This window comes from bacterium (genome assembly GCA_022616075.1).
Lineage (GTDB): Bacteria > Acidobacteriota > HRBIN11 > JAKEFK01 > JAKEFK01 > JAKEFK01.
The window spans coordinates 50,638-69,519 of the sequence record JAKEFK010000048.1; the positions used below are offsets into that span (position 1 = coordinate 50,638).

Consider the following 18,882-nt stretch of genomic DNA (forward strand, 5'->3'; position numbering starts at 1 on the left):
CTCATTGACGCGTTAAAAACCTTGTAGTGGCAGAGCATTTACTCGCCCTTAGTTTGATCGTGCTACTTTAGGATTGATTAAATTCTTTTGAATATGCGCATGCGATGGTAACGAGTACTCGACACAAGACCATTTACATAAAGAGGAGAACAGCGGGCGCTTAATTGTCGTGCGCTAAAACAACCGGTAGTAGCTTCTTGGCGACATAATCATGTCCTGTAGCGTTCAGGTGCCACACATCATAGGCAAAAAACCTCGGTTGCCGCTTCTCATCCTTGAAACTTTGGAGTAGATCAATGCCTTTAATATGCTCTTTTGACAGAAATTTGCCAACCGCCTGGTGAAGTTTCCAGTGTGGGTAATTGTTAAAATCCTTTTCTGTCATCTTGAATACGGGAAGTAAGACAATCATAAAGTCGATATTTTTTTTCTGTAACAAAGTTGACATTTCCTTGATTGCCCGGAAGACGGCATCCTTGTTTCTGCCATACGAGTACTCGTAGTATTCAAAAATGATCGGCCAGATCGCATTTCGAATATCAGTCCATAAGAAACTATTTGGTCTTTTGAAATACAAAACCTTTTTCGCTGACGCGAACTCGAAGTCGAAGTCATTTAAATGCATGACATAAACGACCGAATCAGGTTGCAAACTTAGAACTTTTGTCTTTAACAGTTCGAGAAGCTGGACCGCATGATATCCATCTATAGCGCAATTCAGTGATTCCACTGATCCGTTTCGGTATTGATTGTTTGCATAATATTCGAACTTGCTAACAAAAGTTTCATCATTTTGAACGAATAAGCCCACTGTGGCTGAGTCGCCAAGAAACGCCACTCGCTTCGTGTTTTGTTTCTTGACAGACAGATCTCTGTCCACACCTCGAAAACCATAGCGATTTGTGGTCATCGTATAACCAAACGTTAAAGCCGTGTATTGGCTGTTTGGACGGTATTCCCACATCAATATTTCATTATTCGACGGGACGGTTAACGTTCCCTTCCAGTCACCTTGAAGCTGATAGTATGCTCTCCAGCGATCGTATTGCCTACCCCTCCATACCTCGTAAATAGTGATTACCATAATGAACGTAAACAGCGTGCCGAAAATCGCGAGACTACCTTTGGCCCGCCAGGTATCTTTAAGTGGCATATTAACCGGAACAAAGTTTACGCATTGACAACCGTAATCAAGTCGATTAGCTTATCCATCTTTATTGGAGGAAATAATGCCTATCGAAGTTGGACAACCTGCACCGGATTTTACTTTAAAAGATCAAAATCAAAAAGAAGTATCATTAAAAGATTTGCGCGGAAAGAACGTGGTTTTAGCGTTCTATCCCTTAGACTTCAGCCCCGTATGCAGCAAAGAACACGCATGCTTTCACGATGACTTCAGCCAATTCAAAGGACTCAACGCGGAAATTCTTGGAATCAGCGTGGATAGCGCCTGGACTCACAAAGCTTTTGCCGAAAAACTAGGAATCGAATATCCATTGCTTGCCGATTTCCATCCAAAAGGAGCAGTAGCCCAGAAATTCGGCCTCTATCTTGGAGAAAAAGGCATCACAAATCGCGCAACCGTAATCGTGGATAAAGAAGGAATCGTTCGTTACGTCAATGTTTATGACATTCCGCAACAGCGAGCGAATCAGGAGCTCATCGACGCATTAAAAGGTTTGTGATTTTTTCCAGCCAGAGGCGCAAACCGTCCTAAAGTTCAGATGGGGCGCGGACTTCAGTCCGCAAAAACTTGTGAGCGCAAAAACCACTTTGCGGGCAAGGATGCCCGCGCTCCCACACGAACCGCAGCATTAGTATTCCTGCACGGTCGTGTAAGCAATCCGGTCATCGCTGTACGGATTCCTTACAAAAACAACTCGCCTCCTCGTCGATTCAAAAATGGTACAGCTTTTGCTCTGACGGTTTGCAAGGAGTCAGAACATGAAAAAACAATCCGTAATGTTTGCGTTTTTGATGTTAGCCGTTTCTCTTCCTTATCTTGCTTTTTCAGAAACGGTCAACTGCACAGCAATTACATCAGTGCCCTATACCATTAATACTCCAGGCGTTTACTGCTTTCGAAGCAACTGGAACTTTCCTACGGCCTTCGGCAACATGGTCACGATCAACGCATCAGGTGTAGTCATTGACCTGAACGGGTACACTCTAAGCAACCAGCTCGCCGGTCCGGCAACCTCAACGAAAGCATTCTATGCAAATGAAAAAAGCAACATCGTAATCAAAAACGGCGAGATCAGATACTTCTACACGGCCATCGATCTTTCTGACAGTCGCGCCCTCAACGTTGCTCAAACGAATACCGTAGAAGGAATTCGCGCAATCTACAACACACACGCCGGGATCTGGGTTGCAGGAATGGGACACATCCTGCGGAAGAATGAAGTTTCGAATACCGGAGTTGGAAGCTCCGCTCCGGATAGCAGTCATTTCGCCATTCGCGTAGGGCAAGGTTTTGGCGCGCGCGTGCTAAATAACGAAATCAATCTCGTAGCCGCCCCCTCCGGCGCTTACGGAATCTATTTTGCAAACCATTCGCATGGTCTGGCCGTTGGAAACCGGATCACCAGCACCGGTTCCGGGATCACCTATTTTTCCAGTACAGGAAAATATCGAGATACTCTTACGAGCGGAGTTACTACACCTTACTCGGGCGGCACGAATGCGGGGAATAACCAATGAAGGCTGCATCGGTTCTGTTGGCCTTCCTATTAATGACTAACCTTGCTCAAGCCCAGGAATTCTGGTTAAACCTTCGTACAGGAAAAATGTACCCGATCGATACGAAAGTCGAAAATCATGACCCACGAATCAGTGGTCTTCTGGTGAAAGGTTTGTTCAAACCCACAGGGATGATTGAGAATCGTGGGAAGCTGCCTGAACCTCCTTCCAATGCGCCGGAAGGCTGGATCGATTTGGCGACAGGGCAAATTCATTTTGATAAGGAAGGGCTCATGGTTCGCTCACCATACTTGAGAGGATGGTTCAATGGATTCGGCGGCTTCTTCGTTTACCAGAAGGAGATCGATCAGTGGAACGCGAAATTCAAGGAGAAAAGCAAACCGGTTGAATCAATCACGGTGCCTCTAGGATTGGAGCCTGGCAGAATGATCCATCCCGCTCCACCGGTTCCAAGATTCACACGAGACCTCGAAATCCCGCATGTGCATGTCGACTACGCTGAAGTAGACAATCGCGGTCTGCTGTCCATCCGACTTTCTGTGGATGTGGAAAATGCGGGTCTGGAAACGTGGGGTTATGAGACGCGCGTGGAAGTCGCCTGCCAGGAGGCGGGCAGAATCCATAGCGCCGAAGCAACGCAGCCACTGTTGAATAGCTTATCGGCCGGAACGACGCAATCCATACGCTTTCAGGCAAGACCAAGAATGATACAGGAAAGCAATCTGCCTTATCCATTTTCTTCGGCAGATATTTATCAGCACTTCGGATCTGTTCGGCGTTGGATCAATGTTTCTGCGCGTGTAGTAAGTCGATTCGACGAAAATGATGCGAACAATTTATATCGCTTAAAGGTGATGTTCAACGAGACCGGAGAAGTGATCGAATCGCAGTTCCTCCAATCTCCAGGCACTGTGGCGGTAGAAGTCCCCCGATAACGTGAGATAATTTTTTTAGATGCCATGACCTTTTCCGAACGCGATCCGGCGCCCGCTTCGAGATTTCCTGTGCAGAACTGGGAACGCTACGAATTTATTGAGCTGATCGGCGAAGGAAGCATGGGGCGCGTTTACAAAGCTTATGATCCGCGCTTAAAAAGATTCGTGGCATTGAAATTCATCCGCGGTGACGATCCGGAGCTCACAAAACGTTTCCAGCAAGAAGCGGAAGCCCAGGCAAGGATCGAACAGGATCACGTTTGCAAGATCTATGAAGTCGGGGAAGTGCAATCCAAACCTTATATCTGCATGCAGTTCATAGACGGCTGTTCCTTGAAAGATGCAGGATCGCAAATGAATCTTCAACAGAAGATTCGCGTAATCCAGCAGGCGCTTCGGGCGTTGGAGGAGGCGCACCGGCTTGGCCTGATTCACCGCGACATGAAGCCATCCAACATCATGGTGGAAAAGCGGCAGGAGGAGTGGCGCGCCAGCGTCGTTGATTTCGGGCTGGTCCGACAGATGGAAGGTCCCGCCTACACCATGACCGGTGAAGTTCTCGGCACTCCTGCTTACATGTCTCCGGAGCAGGCGGCGGGAGGGAGCCGTAAAGCAGACGCCCGAACCGACATCTACGGTATTGGTGCTACTTTATACGAATCAATTAGCGGTCACAGGCCTTTTGAAGGCGCCACAGGAATCGAAACTCTTATGAAGGTTCTCCAAGAAGAACCTGTCCCTTTGCGCAGAAGGGATCCGGCAATTCCCAGGGATCTCGAATCGATCGTAATGAAGTGTCTGGAAAAAGCTCCTTACAGGCGTTACGAGTCAGCCGGGAAGTTGTCCGAAGATTTGGACCGATATCTCGAAGGGCAACCGGTCCTGGCCCGGCCGGCAGGGATCAGCTATCGAATTCAGAAGAAGATCAGCAAAAATCCGGTCCTTGCAGCCACTCTGGTAATCTCCGTGATCATTATTCTTTTGCTTGCCGGCGTGGCTCTCTATTCATTCTGGCGTTCTGCGGAAAAAGCCCGGCTCGCGCAAGAGTTCGGACAACAAGTGGAAAAGATGGAAAGCATCATGAGGATCGCATACATGCTCCCGTTACATGATGTGCGAAAGGAAATGCAAACGGTTCGAAACAGAATGCAAGAGGTCCGCTCTCAGATGAAACAGGTTGGAAAGCATGCTGAAGGACCGGGCGACTACGCATTGGCACGCGGTTATCTGGCGTTGAAGGAATTTCAAAAAGCGAAACTACACCTCGATAGAGCATGGAACAACGAATACCGGCCTGCGGAGGTGGCTCTCGCTCTTGGATGGGTGCACGGAGAGTTATTTCAACAGGAAAACCTGGAAGCCGAACAAATTTCCAATCGTGAAATTAGGATTCTTAAAAAGCAGCAAATCGAAAAGGAATACCGGGATCCGGCTCTCAAGTATCTGCGGCTTGGGAGAACAAGCACAACGGAGAATGCGGCGTTTATAAGGGCGCTCGTCCAATATTATGAAAAGCAATGGGAAAAGGCTTCGCAATCGGCATCCTCTGCTTACGCGAACGCAGCCTGGTTGTATGAAGCAATCGTTCTGGAAGGGAATGTTCATCTTGCGGTTGCAGCAGAAAAGAGAATGTCGGGGGATCAAACCGCAGCGAAAGAACAACTGGATCAGGCGCGCAAGAAGTTTCAAGCGGCCTCCCGCATAGCTCCCAGTGATCCGCGCATCCATGAAAGTCTTTGCGCCTGGGGCGGCCACGTGATTGCAATTGAAAATGAAGTAGGTGGAAGAGCGGAAGATATTTACAATGCGTCGAAAAAAGACTGCGATAACGCACAACTCGCCAATCCAGACAGCGCGGAAGCATATGCAAACCTTTCGTTCCTGTACAGCAATCAGGCTGAATCGCTCGCATTAGCTGGGCAGGATTCGACCGCGCTGTATCAGCAAGCCTTGTCATCCGGTCAGCGCGCGCTGCAACTGAGACCGGATTGGATCCTGCCCCACTTACATCTCGGATATGCATGGATGGGATTCGCGGAAGCCAGGATCAGCACAGGTTCTGATCCAACCACCGATTTTCAAACCGCGATTCGACACTACCGCTCTGCACTGCAACAAAATCCCAACGAAGCAGTAGCTCACAACAGCATCGGCTATGCGAATAGCCGGCTTGGCTTGTATGCATTAAACAGTGGCGCTGATCCACAACCTTTCCTGCGAGATTCAATCAAGAGTTTTGAAAATGCGGCTTCGCTTGTTCCCAAAGAGGCAAGATTTCCATCCAATATCGGAGCCGCCTATGCAATGCTGGGATCCTACAAAATGGATCATGGCCATGAGCCGGTCCAAGATTTGCAGAATGCGCTCAAGTTCTTTGATCGCGCCCTTACCATGAATTCGAATCTAGCATCCATTCGATTGAATAAAGGTTTCATACATATGGATCTGGGGAAATATGAATCGAGACATGGCCGGACTCCACTTCCGGAAATGGAAAAGGCGCTGGAAAATTTTGATATTGCAGCAAAGGCAACTCCAAACTTCTTTTACATCCCACATGCGCGATCGATTGTGTACTTACAACTGGCCGAGTTTGCTGCGCTGACCGGTGAAGACCCGACACCGCATGCTTCTCGTGTCATCGGAAATGTCGAAGCGGGACTTAAGTTAAATCCAGCCTTCGCTGAATTTCATGAAAGCGCCGGATACGCGCTTATCCTCGAAGCTCAACATGCCAAACAGCCCGGTCCGTTATTCGACAAAGCCCGGGCACGGCTGATGCGTTCGCTCGAAATCGATCCAAGCGCCTACACAAGCTATCTGAGACTTGGCGAACTGGAGATCGCTAATGAGGCATGGGCAAACGCCGAAGCGAATCTCAAGAAGTCGTTGGAGATGAATTCCAATAACTTGCGAACCTACATTGCGCTTGCTCGCTGCTACGTGAATCGCTTTTGGCCCGGCGACTTCGAACAAGGAATCGCGATTTTGGAGAAGGCCGCCAAACTAAATCCAGTTCACGCGGAAACGGTCGCGCTCCGCGGAGCATTGCTCATGCAGCAAGCAAAGATCGAAATGGATCCGCGAAAGAAGGCGTCGCTTATGACAGAAGCATTAGCTCTAACCGAAAAAGCGATTCAAGCCAATCAAAACCTGCGATTTCGCTATCAAACAAGTAGCGACTGAAGTCGCTACTACCAGCCCGATCATGACGACATTTTTTTTCTGGCGGGCTCGTAGTAGCGACTTTAGTCGCTATTTCAACCTGCTACTGAATCTGATACTTTGCCAACTTTTCATAAAACGCGCTTCGCGACATTCCCAGCAAATCCGCAGCCTTACTCTTATTCCCTAACGTGCTCTCCAGCGCTTTCAAAATCGCTTTTTTCTCAACCGTAGAAAGCTTCCTGTCGTCTTCTTCCGCGGGAGGAAGGAGCGGTAGATATTCCGATTCCAGAATCAAGACTCGCCGTATTTCATTGGCGAGCTGCCGAACATTTCCAGGCCAATCATATTCCAGAAACTTCATCATAATTTCAGGAGGAAGCGGTTTAACCGGCTGTTGCAACTCTGCGCAAACGGTTTGCATGAAGTGATCGATGAGAAGTGGAATGTCTTCCCTGCGTTCGCGCAAAGGAGGAAGGAGAATGTGAATGACATTCAAGCGAAAATACAAATCATTTCTAAATTTTCCCTGTTTGATCAACTCTTCAAGATCCTTATTCGTTGCGGCAATCATGCGCACATCCACCTTAATGTTTTCCTTACTCCCAACGGGCCGGAGCTCCCCTTCCTGCAGGATCCGCAACAGTTTTTTTTGCATCTCTTCGCTCATGTCTCCGACTTCATCAAGAAAAAGAGTGCCGCCGTCCGCAACTTGAAATAAACCGATTTTGTTTTCATCCGCTCCGGTAAATGCCCCTTTGCGATGGCCGAATAGCTCGCTTTCCAAAAGCGTATCGCTGAAAGCGGAACAGTTAATGGAAACCATCGGCTTTTCCGATCGCGGACCGAAGTGGTGCAAATATCTTGCGATCTGCTCTTTGCCGGTTCCGCTCTCGCCGGTAATGAGGACGCTTGCACTCGTGCCAACGACCTTTTCGAGGATTCGGAAAATTCGCTTCATCGGCTGCGACTTACCAACGATCGTTTCCAGGCCGAAAACCTTCTTTAACTCGCGTTGCGTTTCGGCCAACAGGTGCCTCATTTCGGCGAGATTTCCCGCCTGCACTTCCACGCGTTTCTGCAGTTGAGAGTTCAGCGACTCGATCTCCCGGTTCTTTTCTCGAACCTCTTCGAACAGTTTTGCATTTTCAATCGAGATCGAAACATAATTCGCGAGTGCTTTCATAATCTGCAAATGCTCTTCGGTTAGTGGACTCACCATGGAAGTTGAATCAATATAGATTACGCCCAGAAACGCATTCTCACGCTGAAACAAAGGAATGGCAATCGCGGACTTCAGTTGCAATTTGCGAACGCTCTCGGCATCGGCAAACTGCGCATCCTTTGTCAGGCGCGGAATGTAAACAGATTGCAGCTCTTTTCGCGCTTTTTCGATGACAGTTGTGGAACCGCTGAAATCCTGCTCCGTTAAGTCTTCTCTCGCGCTGTTGCGTCCTGCTTGAACGCTGAACTTCCGGTCTTTTTCATCGAGAACCACAAACGCACGGTCCGCGCCGGTCAAGTCCAGCGTCACGTCCAGCACGGCCGGAAGCAAATCGTCCAGTTGAAGCAGCGAATTTAAAGTTGCAAGGGACTCCAGAACTTTCGGAAGCATGTTCGATTATGATTCTACTTCTTCCGCTCGTTCAGATGCCAGTCATAATCGAGATAAACGACCTTTACAGCGTCCTTTTTTAGCGTTTCAGCAACCTCAGGTGACAGGTATTTACTGCTGAAAGCAACAGGACCGGCCTGTTTTTTGGAATAGCGGGTGCGCCAACTTTCATCGGCGAAAGAAGCGAAATCTTCGGAAAACCAATCGAATATTTTCGAGAGCTCCAGTTTTTTCTGGCCCGAATTCCAACGCACCTTTGCGGGATTGTTAATGAAGTCTCGCGCAGCAGTCTCTAACTGTTCCTGGAGTGCGCTTGCGCGAAAGGGCTCGGAACGCAATGCGGGACAACCGATCGAAGCGCAAACGATAGCGAAATGGATTCGCGGTTCTTTAAAGATCGGCCGAAGAATTTTGTGTTCTATATCATTCAAAGACACTTCCCGGCCCGCGGAGCGTGTTTTGATGTTGTCCCAAATGCCCGAAATTCGCTGCACGCTGTTATCCGGGTACAATACGCCGAGCAATCTTCCTCCACGAATCGGGTAGCGGTCGATTACAATCTGCAGAAACCAGCCGTTGTATGCGTTGATCCAAAAAGCCAGCTGCTGATCGCGTGACCAGTCTTCGTACTCATTCGTTGTAACCGCGCCGAGCTGTCTCACAAATTGATCGATCCCTTTTCTGTCCTTTTGAAGAGCCGCGTAATCCACAAGACCATCCTTTACGTTGGCCTTCAGCACTTCACCATAGTCTCGGTATTCATGATCAAACGCGGAAGCGCTGCTGCAAAAAATAATGAAAGTAAGGAGCAGGAACCTGTGGTATATCATAAGTTTCATTTTACTGGAGATAGATCTCCTTTTTTAGTCGCAATGAAGAAAACTTCTCTCATACTTTTGTTGCCTCTGGTCGCAATTTTATTCATCGGCTCTCAGTTTCGGCGAAAACCGAAACAAGTTGAGCTGACTCGATTTGTCTCTGATCGCATTCTGATCCAGTATGTTCCGAACGACTATTTGTCCGCAAATATAGAAAAGCTTGCCACAAGACTGGAGGCAAACCTGCAGGAAGCGGAGAAATTAATAGGCAAACTGCTGGACAAACAGCTGAAGGTCTATCTTTTTGGAAACTGGGAGGAGAAAGGAAACTACATCAATGATGTCCGGCTGGCCCATGCAGATCCCGGAGAGCGGGCTATTTATTGCATCGTCAATGACGAATGGGACGGCATCGCGGAGCGTTTCGAGTTTCAGGTCGTTCTTCAAAATGCAAACGGTGAACCGTTCCGTCCGGAATGGGGAGAATTCAGCTCCAGCGCGCTCGCCGGAGTCTGGTTCCAAAGAAAGCTGGATGATTGGGAGATTTTTCTGAAGGCACGCGATTTGTTGCCACAGTTCCCGGACCTGTTTACGGATCGACAAACCAGCCGTTTTGTGCGCTATCCATGGAATGCTTCTCTCGCGAGATTCCTTGTGCAGGAATACGGCCTGCCGGCAATGATCCAACACTATAAAAATGGCGAGCTTCCAGCCGATTATGCTCAAAGATGGGAACAGAAATTGAGAAGCGTTCCACTGGCGAAAATCGAACCTTACGTATTCTCGACCCGCTTCCAAAAAGGAATGACTTACGCATACACGAATAGCTACGAAGGTGGCTACGCTACAAGAAAATCTGAACAATCGCTGGATGAACTTCAAGATTTAGGCGTGGAATGGATTGCGTCCGTGCCTTACGGTTTCATGCGTTCGAATCATGCGAGCGAAATAGGCTACCCCGGCCATCACATTGCAGGCGAAAATGACGAGAGCCTCTGGGCTCTGGCCGAAGATGCGAAGGCGCGCCGGATCAAAATCATGATGAAACCACAGATCTGGATCAGTCATAATTCCTGGCCGGGAAGAATTGATTTTGATTCCACGGAAGGCTGGAATCGCTGGCTGAACAACTACGAGAAATGGATTGTGCACTATGCAATCATCTCAGAACTAACCGGAGCTGATCTGCTTTGCATCGGGACCGAGTTTGTTCAGGCCACGTTGAAAAATCCTGATCGCTGGCGCTCGATCATTCAAAAAATCCGAAATGTTTATCATGGTCCGCTTACGTACGCGGCAAACTGGGGGCGTGAGTTCGAGGAAATTCCGTTCTGGGATGCGTTGGATTACATGGGATTGGACAACTACTACGCGGTTCGAACTTCCGAAGACCATGGAGTTTCCGAGATGAAGTCAGGTTTCGCAAAACAAAAGGAAAAGCTACAAGCCTATTCCTTTCGTTTTTGCCGTCCTCTGCTCTTCACCGAAATCGGTTACATGGCGAACAGCAAAGCCGGCATGGGAACGAAAGAATTTGAAGCGGACGAATCCGATTATGACGAACAGGCGCAGGAAGCCAGTTATCGCCTTGCACTGGAAACGTACTGGAATGAGCCATGGTTCGCCGGAATGTACTGGTGGAAATGGTTTAGCGACCCGGACGATCGCGGCAGATCCGCAGACACGCACTCGCCCCATGACCGGCCCGCTGAAAAAATTGTTGCAGAATGGTACGGGAAAAAAAGGTCTTGAAACGCTTACTCCCGGTCTCTTCCGTACTACTAATATCGTACGTAATCCTGGGGGTAATTGGGAACTGGAACGCAAACATTCCGCTCTTCCTTTCTGTTAACTTGTTCTGCTTTGCAGTCTATGGAGTGTGCGTTTACTGGCTTTTCCAGGGCCGGCTTGAAGGCGTATCCGCGCTATACATTCTCGTTCCTGCTGTATTCTTCCGGCTTGCCGTTCTAGGGTCCGAGCCGAGTCTGTCCGAAGATTTTTACCGTTACCGCTGGGACGGCCGGGTTCAAGCAGCAGGACACGGACCCTACGACTTCCCTCCGCGCGCAGTTGAACTGCAACCGCTGCGCGATGAATATTACGATCGTATCAATCATAAAGAGTTTCGAACTCCTTATTCAACAGTTGCCGAAACTCTTTTCTATCTGTTTGCGAGAATCTCTACCAATATTGTTTTATTCAAATCCTTTCTTGCGATTTTCGATCTAATCCTGCTGGAAATCATTCGAAGGTTGCTCCAAAAAGAGAATAAAAGCGCGGCATGGCTCTTGATCTATGCATGGCATCCACTTCCGATCATTGAATTCGCCGGCAGTGGACACATGGATATCATTGGAATCTCGTTGTTATTTCTTTCGTATTTACTGCTGTACCATCGCCAGACCGCGCTATCGGGGATCACTTTTGCAACGGCAATTCTAACTAAGTATTTACCCGCGCTCGTCCTTCCATGGCTGCTCAAACAGGGGAAATGGAAATTTTTGATTGCCGCCGGCGCTGCAGGTCTTCTGCTGCTTCTGCCTTACTATTCCTCCGATTGGAAAATGTTTTCCGGTGTTCTGACTTATTACAAAAAATGGCGGTTCAATGATTCCTTATTTGGCTTTTTATACGACTGGCTCGGTGGGGCGGAACCCGCGCGAATGGCAGGGATGCTTATTACTGTGTTGGCGGCTGGATTCTGTCTCGCAGCCAGGCTTTCGTTTTACCGGTCTGCGTTTATTGTATTTGGAGCTGTGATTCTATTTTCGCCCGTTGTACATCCCTGGTACTTGTGCTGGATATTGCCGTTTCTGGTTTTTCATCCAAACAAACCCTGGCTATTCTTATGCGGATGGATAATTCTTTCATATCTCGTTCGGCATCTGTACCCGGTTGGTGTATGGAAGCCGGTCCTATGGTTGAAGTTGCTGATTTATCTCCCATTCTATGCTTTCCTTCTAGTGGATGGTTTGAAAGCGTTGTGGTGCGGGCGACTCGCCCGCCAGTTACGATAGCGCATAGAGTTTGCTTTGCGCAGACGAGACCTCCGCACCAGATTCATTTTCTATGATGCTTTGCTATTTCTTCTTTGCTCAGGCGTAGAAATCGAGCCGCATTGTTGTAGAGGATGTCCCGTTTTTGTTCTTCACTTAGAAAATCCGCTGTGTTAATTGCGTCAATTGCGGACTCGATCGTTTTTGGCCAATTCATTTGATCAGAACCGAACATTACACGCTTCTCAAAACCCGCTTCAACAATGCGTTGAAGGTACCTGTGAAACTCTTTGCGCGGAAGAACAAAGCTAATGACGCCGACATCGATATGAACCTGTGGATGAGCCCAGAGAACCGCAAGCAAGTCATCCAGCATTGGCCACCCGGCGTGCATGATGTACACGCGAAGCTTTGGATGCTGAAGAAGCGCTTCTTCCAGCACAAGCGGACTGTGCAGACGCGCGCGATAATTCTGCATACCGGGAAGATACGCCGCACCCGGTGGACCTGTGCCGATATGGATTCCGACCGGAACATCCAGTTCCTCGGCCACGGTCAGATACGGCTGGAACATCGGATCGCTTGGCGAAATGCCATCGTATTGAATCGACACTTCCGCAAATACCTCATATCGCTTTTCCGCAAACAATCTGCGAACTTCTGCAGGTGTGGGAACACTCGGGTTCAGTAGACCAAACTCCAAAGCAGGAATGATTCGTTCGCCTCCTGCCTTCTTCCAGTTTTCGATCAAGGGGCCGCTGGTTACAGCATAAATGTTTCGGCGTTCGAGTATTTCCAGAGTGTCCTTCAAAACACCTTCATCTGTTTCCGGTCCCCAGATCGGATTTTTGCACGGTGGATTCTTCAGCCATCCCATGAAAGTTTCCGTCCAGCTCATGGCAGGATCCTGCAACGGAATCTCTGAAAGCGGCGCGCAAATCGCCAGGGGCGGCGGACCATTTCCATCCGCCGGGGATGCATGCAGATGCATGTCAATGATGGGTTCGGGAACCTCTCCTGACGCTGCGTAGCAGAAACAGACAAAAACGAATGCAACCATAATTTTCATTGTGAGCCTCCGTTTCCTAATACGATTAGATGAGATTTAAAATATCATCGATATTTTCGAGAGCGCGGCTGTAGAGACTGTCTCTGCTAAAGTTTGGCCATCGTTTGAGAAACCAGAGTGCCTGGAAAGCCCGAATTCCCGCTTCTTCCGCGCCAACAAGTTCCTGCATCCCATCGCTTATGAATAGAGTAGCATCTTGTTCGACAGCAAGCCGACGGCAGGCCTCTGCATATATCTCCGGACCTGGCTTTGCCAGATGAACTTCAAAAGAGAAAGCAGTGGCGTCAAACTCAGACGCGAGCGAACTTGTGTGCCATGCCGTTACATCTTCAGCGAAACAGTTACTGACAACACACATCCGGATGCCGCGACTTCGAAGCTCGCGCAGCAATGCCAGTACTTGAGGTTGGATTTCGCTAAAAGACTGTGCCTTCTCTCGAATCCTTGCATTACGGATTCGGTCCAGTAGAGAATTTTCGGCAGGATGTTTCAGAGTTGTTGCAATCTCAGCAAGTGCGCGCGAAAACGAAATCTGCCCAAGTAGAACGTTCGAGCGACGCACTTTCCATTCAGCGCGGAACGCAGCGGAATCTACACCGAGATCGAAACCAAGAGACGAAGCAGGTGTTGGATTCTGGCCGTATTCACTGATCAGTGTCTCAAATAAATCGAAGAGGATCCCTTTAATCATCAACTCTTGTTAACGAATCAGGACCATTAGTCGGCTGGAACTATCAACATTCGAAACGCAGGTGTTCTCCGCTCGAACGGCTTCGATAGCCATCTTTGTAAGCATCCAGAATGATCGAGGTGTAATTTAGCGCTCCATCATTGTTTCTTTCATCAAATCTCGTGATCTAGCAATTCTTCCGTCTTCTGGGCTCCAGTCTACGAAATGAAAGTTACCTTCCGAGTCGAAGTACTCCAGCAGATAATTATGACTTGCTTCATGTTATCTGTCGCGCAATGGGGAATAAGGCTTTTTGAGAAACTTCTTCGCCATGTCATGGGAATCAAAAACATCTTTTCTTTTTAGAACAGTTTGGTACTCGAGTCGTGCCTCATCCCGCTTGGCAAGCGCATCCATGGATTTTCCCGCATTTAAGTGCGCAAGCGTTGCGAGAGCAGGAGGCGCTTTCTTTGAGTTGTATGCTGCCACAAACTGCTCATACGAATCTTGCCAGCGGTCCGCATCCGAAAGCATGGTTCCATACTGATAGTGAATTAGATCCGGAATGTACGAACTCGAATCGGGATCCTGAAGCAGCAGATCAAATTCATGCGCGCTTTCGGAAAACTTTCGCAACTGACCTAAAGTCATTGCCCTTTCCAAACGAAACAGTGAATTCTTTGAATAACGTTGAACCAGTTGATCCAAAGTTTTCAGAGCGTCTGCAATCCGTTTCTCCCGGTTATACAACATCACCAAAAGCACTTTGCCCTCATCCTTCGCGTAGTTTCCCTCTTTCGCAACTTTTTCCAGCATGGCAATCCCATCCTTCTTGGAACCGCGAACACCACCTATAAAAGCCAGCACCTTGACCGCCAGAGGCAAACTGCCCACTACGTAGTTGTACATTCCAACAGATAACTGGGCATCGATGCATGTCGGGTCCTTTTCCATAATTTCCCTGTGAAGTCCCACTCCCTTGGAACCGTTCCTGAGCGCCGGCAAAAAGCTCCTTTTCACTGTTGCCTCATAGCCGGCAACAATGTTCTTCGCAACACCAAGAAAATAAAGAGAAGGAATATCTTTCCTTCGCGTTTCTAACCGGTTTTCGCAAAGTGAAATACCTTTATCGACTTCCTGCCGAAACGCCTTGTCAATCTTTGGATCGACTGCATCCTCAGTTTTGCTAAAAAAGGAATTGCCACGGTTGTAGATATTCGTCTGCAACCGCCGCAACTGCGCAAGATGGCCCAGCCAGATTGTGTTCGCCATGTAAACATGTCCTGCGGGATGCTGCGGGTCCAGATCAATCATTTTCTGAAAACCAGACCGCGCGCCGTCGTAGTCCATATTGAACAATGCATCGACACCCTGGTTGCGAAACGTTTCCAGTTCCGGAGAAAGAAGAACGGTGGAAGCGAAAGAAGGACTTACGAGGAGAAACAAGAATAGAATCGAGAAACGATAAATCATCACAGTAATTATATTAAGAAGCAGGCTAAAAGCCTGCGGCCCGTAATGGAGGCTGGAAGCCGAGGTTGTTGAAAAATCAATTGGAGCGCGGACTTCCAGTCCGCAAAAACGTGTTTGCTCGACAAGCATTTTGCGGGCAAGATGCCCGCGCTCCCACTAGAGGACCGCCCGCGATCTGGATTTTTCAACAACCTCAGCCTGCGCTCCATAGCAGCGCAGACGCCTTCGGTCCATTATAATCATTCAAGATGGACTGGCGGGAGCGATTTGGAGTCCCAGAAGGACTACACAAGACAACACTTCTCTGCGCAGGATTGCTTTTTGCAGTCACTGCCGCCTTCATCATTTTAAAAACCGCCAGAGACGGTTTGATCTTGAGTGATTACTCCGCAAACGCGCTTCCCTGGTTCATGGCGATCACAACTTTGGTAACCGCAGTCGTAGCTGCAACGTATATCCGGTTGTACAGAAAACTATCGCTCGGTCCAGCCGTTGAATTGAGTCTGAAGGTATTTGCAGTAGGCTCATTGATTTTATGGGCCGGGATCAAAGCACGCTGGGCTCCCGCAACTCCAATTCTCTATGTATGGACAGGTGTTTTCGGAGCGCTTGCCCCGGTTCAAAGCTGGTCCGTGATCACTCAACAATTACTCACGCGGCAAGCCAAACGTGATCTTGGGATGATCGGATCGGGAGGAATTTTAGGTGCCGCAGCGGGTGGATTCTTTGCAACCTGGGTCGTTAAAGCTTCCAGCGTTTCTACTCTCCTGCCTGCCGCAACGATACTCATTCTTCTCGGCCATTTTGCCGTGCAAGCGCTTTCCATTCTCGGCACAGGCCTACCCGTTTCAACAGCCGAAGCGGAAAGTCCCAAGATTCAACGACGTTTCGTCGTTCTGGTTTTACTGGTAGTTGGAATCGGAACTGTTGTCACAACATTTGCAGATTTTCAATTCAAGGTCATAGCGCAAAGAGAAATGTTTACAGCCGATAAACTGGCTGAGTTTTTCGGTTCATTCTATGCGTACGTTGGATTAGGAACATTCCTGTTCCAACTTTTTATCACTCCGATTCTGATGAGTCGTGTTGGAGTCTCTGCTGCGCTTGCAATCTTGCCGTTGGGAATGGCTTTCGGAAACGCCTGGATACTGATGGCGGGTTCTCTCGCATCGGCGGTTTTTTTGAAAGGCTCTGAACAACTGTTCAAACATTCCGTGGATCGGTCTTCTCTGGAAGTCCTTTATATGGCGATACCGGACGATGTTAAAGTCCGGTTGAAATCATTGATCGATACAGTAGGAGTGAGAACGGCGGAAGGAATCGGGGCGGTATTGCTGGTTTTGTTGTTTTCCATTGCAGAGGTACCTCTTCCAGTCGTAGCTTTCATCAGCATTGGCCTGCTGGCGGTTGCCATTGTTTGCACTTTCTTCCTGGGACGCGAGTATCCGAAAGCCCTGACAAATGCAATTCAGAAAAAAGAAGTGACTTTTTCCAGTGTAAAAACGACGTTCTTCACCACCGACTTTTACAATCTCATGCCGGAGCTTTTGAAAAACTCCAATCGCGAGACACTCATCGATCTTCTGCAGCTCCTCTCCACAATGCCTGGTCGAAAAATGAAACCTTATCTCGAACCTTTGCTGGACCATAAAGATGCCGAAGTTCGTTTGATGTCGCTGCAATTACTTTTCAAGCAGAATGAAGATTTATCCAACAAAGTGGAGCAGATGGTGAGTGATCCGGACGCCCGCGTAAGGGTTGAAGCAATACGATATTTGTGTTTCAAATCTTCGATTGATCCACTTGCGAAACTCGCTCATTTGTTGATGGATCCGGATCCCACCGTTCAAGCGGCTGCCTGCGCCTGTTCTTTGAATCTGGATTTGGAGCCGGCGAAAGAAGCCGCGTACAAGAAATTGGAAGAGATCATGAGCGATTCGGCGGAAGAAGCGCGACCCGAGGTGCGCCTCGAAGTTGCGCGAATTCTGGAACATTTGAAACCTTCCGTCACCACAGATCAGCTTTGTATCCGGCTCTTACAAGATCCGGCAGTGGAAGTGCAAAAGATCGCTTTACGCAGTGTGAGTCATCTGAAACGAGCGAGTTTGATTCCCGCGCTGCTCGAACTGGTCGGCAATCCATCACTGCGCGCAGAAGTTCGCCAGACCCTTGGCGCGTATGGCAATGCGGTCCTTCCACACATGGAACGAATCGTGAACGATTCATCGGAGTCCATTGAAAGAAGAAAGCAGGCTCTGGTGATTTTATCAGATATTGAAGCACCTACCATCGCGGACTTCCTGATGAAACATGCCCTCGGCTCAAATCTTGTGCTTCGATTTGTCGCAATCAAGGCGCTCAACAAGCTTCGCAAGCGCCAGCGCCTTCCCATCCTTGAGCAAAATCTTGACTCCCTTGTGGAACAGGAGATCACGGCGCTGGAAGTGGAGTTCGAACGGATCAGATTCTTTGTGCCGCATCCGGGTAGCGTAATCGAACGCGTACTGCACCAAAGACAACTGTGGGCCCGCGAACGAATTTTTCGCGCGCTGGCGCTACTGTATGAACCGAAAAGCATTTACAGCGCTTATCGCGCGCTGACAGGCGGCGATAAACGTAGAGCCGATGCAGCATTGGAATGGCTCGATACTGTGCTGCGTCCGGATCATCGATCCAGAATTCTGGCATTGCTTGAAGGAACCGCGAGATTCCGGAACAAAAGCGACTCTGCAACTCGAAGAGCGGTCTTACTGGGCTATCTGGGAGCTCAGGATCAGCTTCCTGCGGCCGCGCTGGTTGAGGATCTCAGCATAGAAGAGCTGCAGGATTGGCAGCCGGATATTGAGAACACCTTGAAGATTTTTCAGAACCAGTCGCTGGTCGAAGAAACATTAAGATGGAGGTACAAAAGCATGATTGGCGATAGCTCAATTCAACGTAAGCTTTCCACGATCCAGAAACTGGACCGTCTGGGCAAGGTGGATATTTTTTCTGAACTCGGACCCAATGAATTACTACTGCTTGCCAATCAATGCACCGAACAGCAATTCATTCCCAACGAGGTGATTTTTTCCGAAGGTGACCTCGCGCAAGAAATTTTTATTCTGTTTGAAGGAGCCGTGGAACTCCGCAGAGGTTCCGGCCAGGCGACGCTGATCAAAGAAGGAGAAAGTTTTGGCACGCTCTCTGTTCTGGGGAATCAACCGCGCCTCTTTTCAGCAGTTGCAACGGAAAAATCGCATTGTCTGAAACTGGACCGCGAAACTTTGTGGGACATTCTGGAGGATTATCCGGCGATCTGTCACGGCATCTTTAAAGTGATGGCGCAACGCGTCGGCAGCATGCTCAACGCGCTGGAAGCAGATAAGGTTAAGAGTTAAACCGCCAAGACGCCAAGGCGCCACAAGATTTCAATAAAATTCCTATCCTTGGCGTTCT

13 protein-coding genes are annotated in these 18,882 nt (G+C 48.7%); 7 read left to right on the forward strand and 6 right to left on the reverse strand.

What is annotated here, in order from left to right; translation table 11 throughout:
- Positions 1 to 160 precede the first annotated feature (160 nt).
- On the reverse strand, positions 161 to 1,153 hold the full coding sequence (locus L0156_04290; protein ID MCI0602210.1) for an SGNH/GDSL hydrolase family protein: 993 nt from the start codon (positions 1,151 to 1,153) through the stop codon (positions 161 to 163).
- 76 nt (positions 1,154 to 1,229) lie between these two features.
- On the opposite strand from L0156_04290, the gene L0156_04295 reads away from it, so the two are divergent.
- From L0156_04295 to L0156_04310, 4 genes are all read left to right on the forward strand, one after another.
- Positions 1,230 to 1,685, forward strand: a complete 456-nt coding sequence (locus L0156_04295; GenBank protein ID MCI0602211.1) for a peroxiredoxin — start codon at positions 1,230 to 1,232, stop codon at positions 1,683 to 1,685.
- A 259-nt stretch (positions 1,686 to 1,944) separates the two neighbouring features.
- Complete coding sequence (locus L0156_04300) at positions 1,945 to 2,703, forward strand: hypothetical protein (protein MCI0602212.1); 759 nt, start codon at positions 1,945 to 1,947, stop codon at positions 2,701 to 2,703.
- Positions 2,700 to 3,638, forward strand: coding sequence for a hypothetical protein (locus tag L0156_04305; GenBank protein ID MCI0602213.1), 939 nt, complete (start codon positions 2,700 to 2,702; stop codon positions 3,636 to 3,638). The genes L0156_04300 and L0156_04305 overlap by 4 nt, the downstream gene beginning before the upstream one ends.
- 24 nt (positions 3,639 to 3,662) lie before the next feature.
- Positions 3,663 to 6,824, forward strand: a complete 3,162-nt coding sequence (locus tag L0156_04310) for a protein kinase (GenBank protein ID MCI0602214.1) — start codon at positions 3,663 to 3,665, stop codon at positions 6,822 to 6,824.
- 82 nt (positions 6,825 to 6,906) lie between these two features.
- Here the strand turns inward: L0156_04310 and L0156_04315 are convergent, their stop codons facing one another.
- Positions 6,907 to 8,418: a sigma-54-dependent Fis family transcriptional regulator gene (locus L0156_04315; protein MCI0602215.1), complete on the reverse strand. Its 1,512-nt coding sequence runs from the start codon at positions 8,416 to 8,418 to the stop codon at positions 6,907 to 6,909.
- 14 nt (positions 8,419 to 8,432) lie between these two features.
- Positions 8,433 to 9,257, reverse strand: coding sequence for a DUF547 domain-containing protein (locus L0156_04320; GenBank protein ID MCI0602216.1), 825 nt, complete (start codon positions 9,255 to 9,257; stop codon positions 8,433 to 8,435).
- 33 nt (positions 9,258 to 9,290) lie between these two features.
- Here L0156_04320 and L0156_04325 point away from each other — a divergent pair, with 33 nt between their 5' ends.
- Together L0156_04325 and L0156_04330 are read left to right on the forward strand one after the other, a co-directional pair.
- Positions 9,291 to 10,988 carry a hypothetical protein gene (locus tag L0156_04325; protein MCI0602217.1) on the forward strand — a complete coding sequence of 566 codons (1,698 nt, stop codon included), beginning with the start codon at positions 9,291 to 9,293 and terminating at the stop codon, positions 10,986 to 10,988.
- The gene (locus L0156_04330; GenBank protein ID MCI0602218.1) at positions 10,985 to 12,253 is read left to right on the forward strand and encodes a glycosyltransferase 87 family protein; all 1,269 of its coding nucleotides are present in this window, start codon (positions 10,985 to 10,987) and stop codon (positions 12,251 to 12,253) included. Before L0156_04325 ends, L0156_04330 begins: the two co-directional genes overlap by 4 nt.
- A 43-nt stretch (positions 12,254 to 12,296) precedes the next feature.
- On the opposite strand, the gene L0156_04335 is transcribed toward L0156_04330, so the two are convergent.
- The 3 genes from L0156_04335 to L0156_04345 all read right to left on the reverse strand — a co-directional run bounded on the left by L0156_04335 (position 12,297) and on the right by L0156_04345 (position 15,444).
- Complete coding sequence (locus L0156_04335) at positions 12,297 to 13,301, reverse strand: amidohydrolase family protein (protein MCI0602219.1); 1,005 nt, start codon at positions 13,299 to 13,301, stop codon at positions 12,297 to 12,299.
- Between the two features lie 25 nt (positions 13,302 to 13,326).
- Positions 13,327 to 13,992 carry an HAD-IA family hydrolase gene (locus L0156_04340; GenBank protein ID MCI0602220.1) on the reverse strand — a complete coding sequence of 222 codons (666 nt, stop codon included), beginning with the start codon at positions 13,990 to 13,992 and terminating at the stop codon, positions 13,327 to 13,329.
- 261 nt (positions 13,993 to 14,253) lie between these two features.
- Complete coding sequence (locus L0156_04345; protein ID MCI0602221.1) at positions 14,254 to 15,444, reverse strand: hypothetical protein; 1,191 nt, start codon at positions 15,442 to 15,444, stop codon at positions 14,254 to 14,256.
- Between the two features lie 248 nt (positions 15,445 to 15,692).
- Between L0156_04345 and L0156_04350 the strand changes: the two genes are divergently transcribed.
- Complete coding sequence (locus L0156_04350; GenBank protein ID MCI0602222.1) at positions 15,693 to 18,824, forward strand: cyclic nucleotide-binding domain-containing protein; 3,132 nt, start codon at positions 15,693 to 15,695, stop codon at positions 18,822 to 18,824.
- Positions 18,825 to 18,882: the final 58 nt, after the last annotated feature.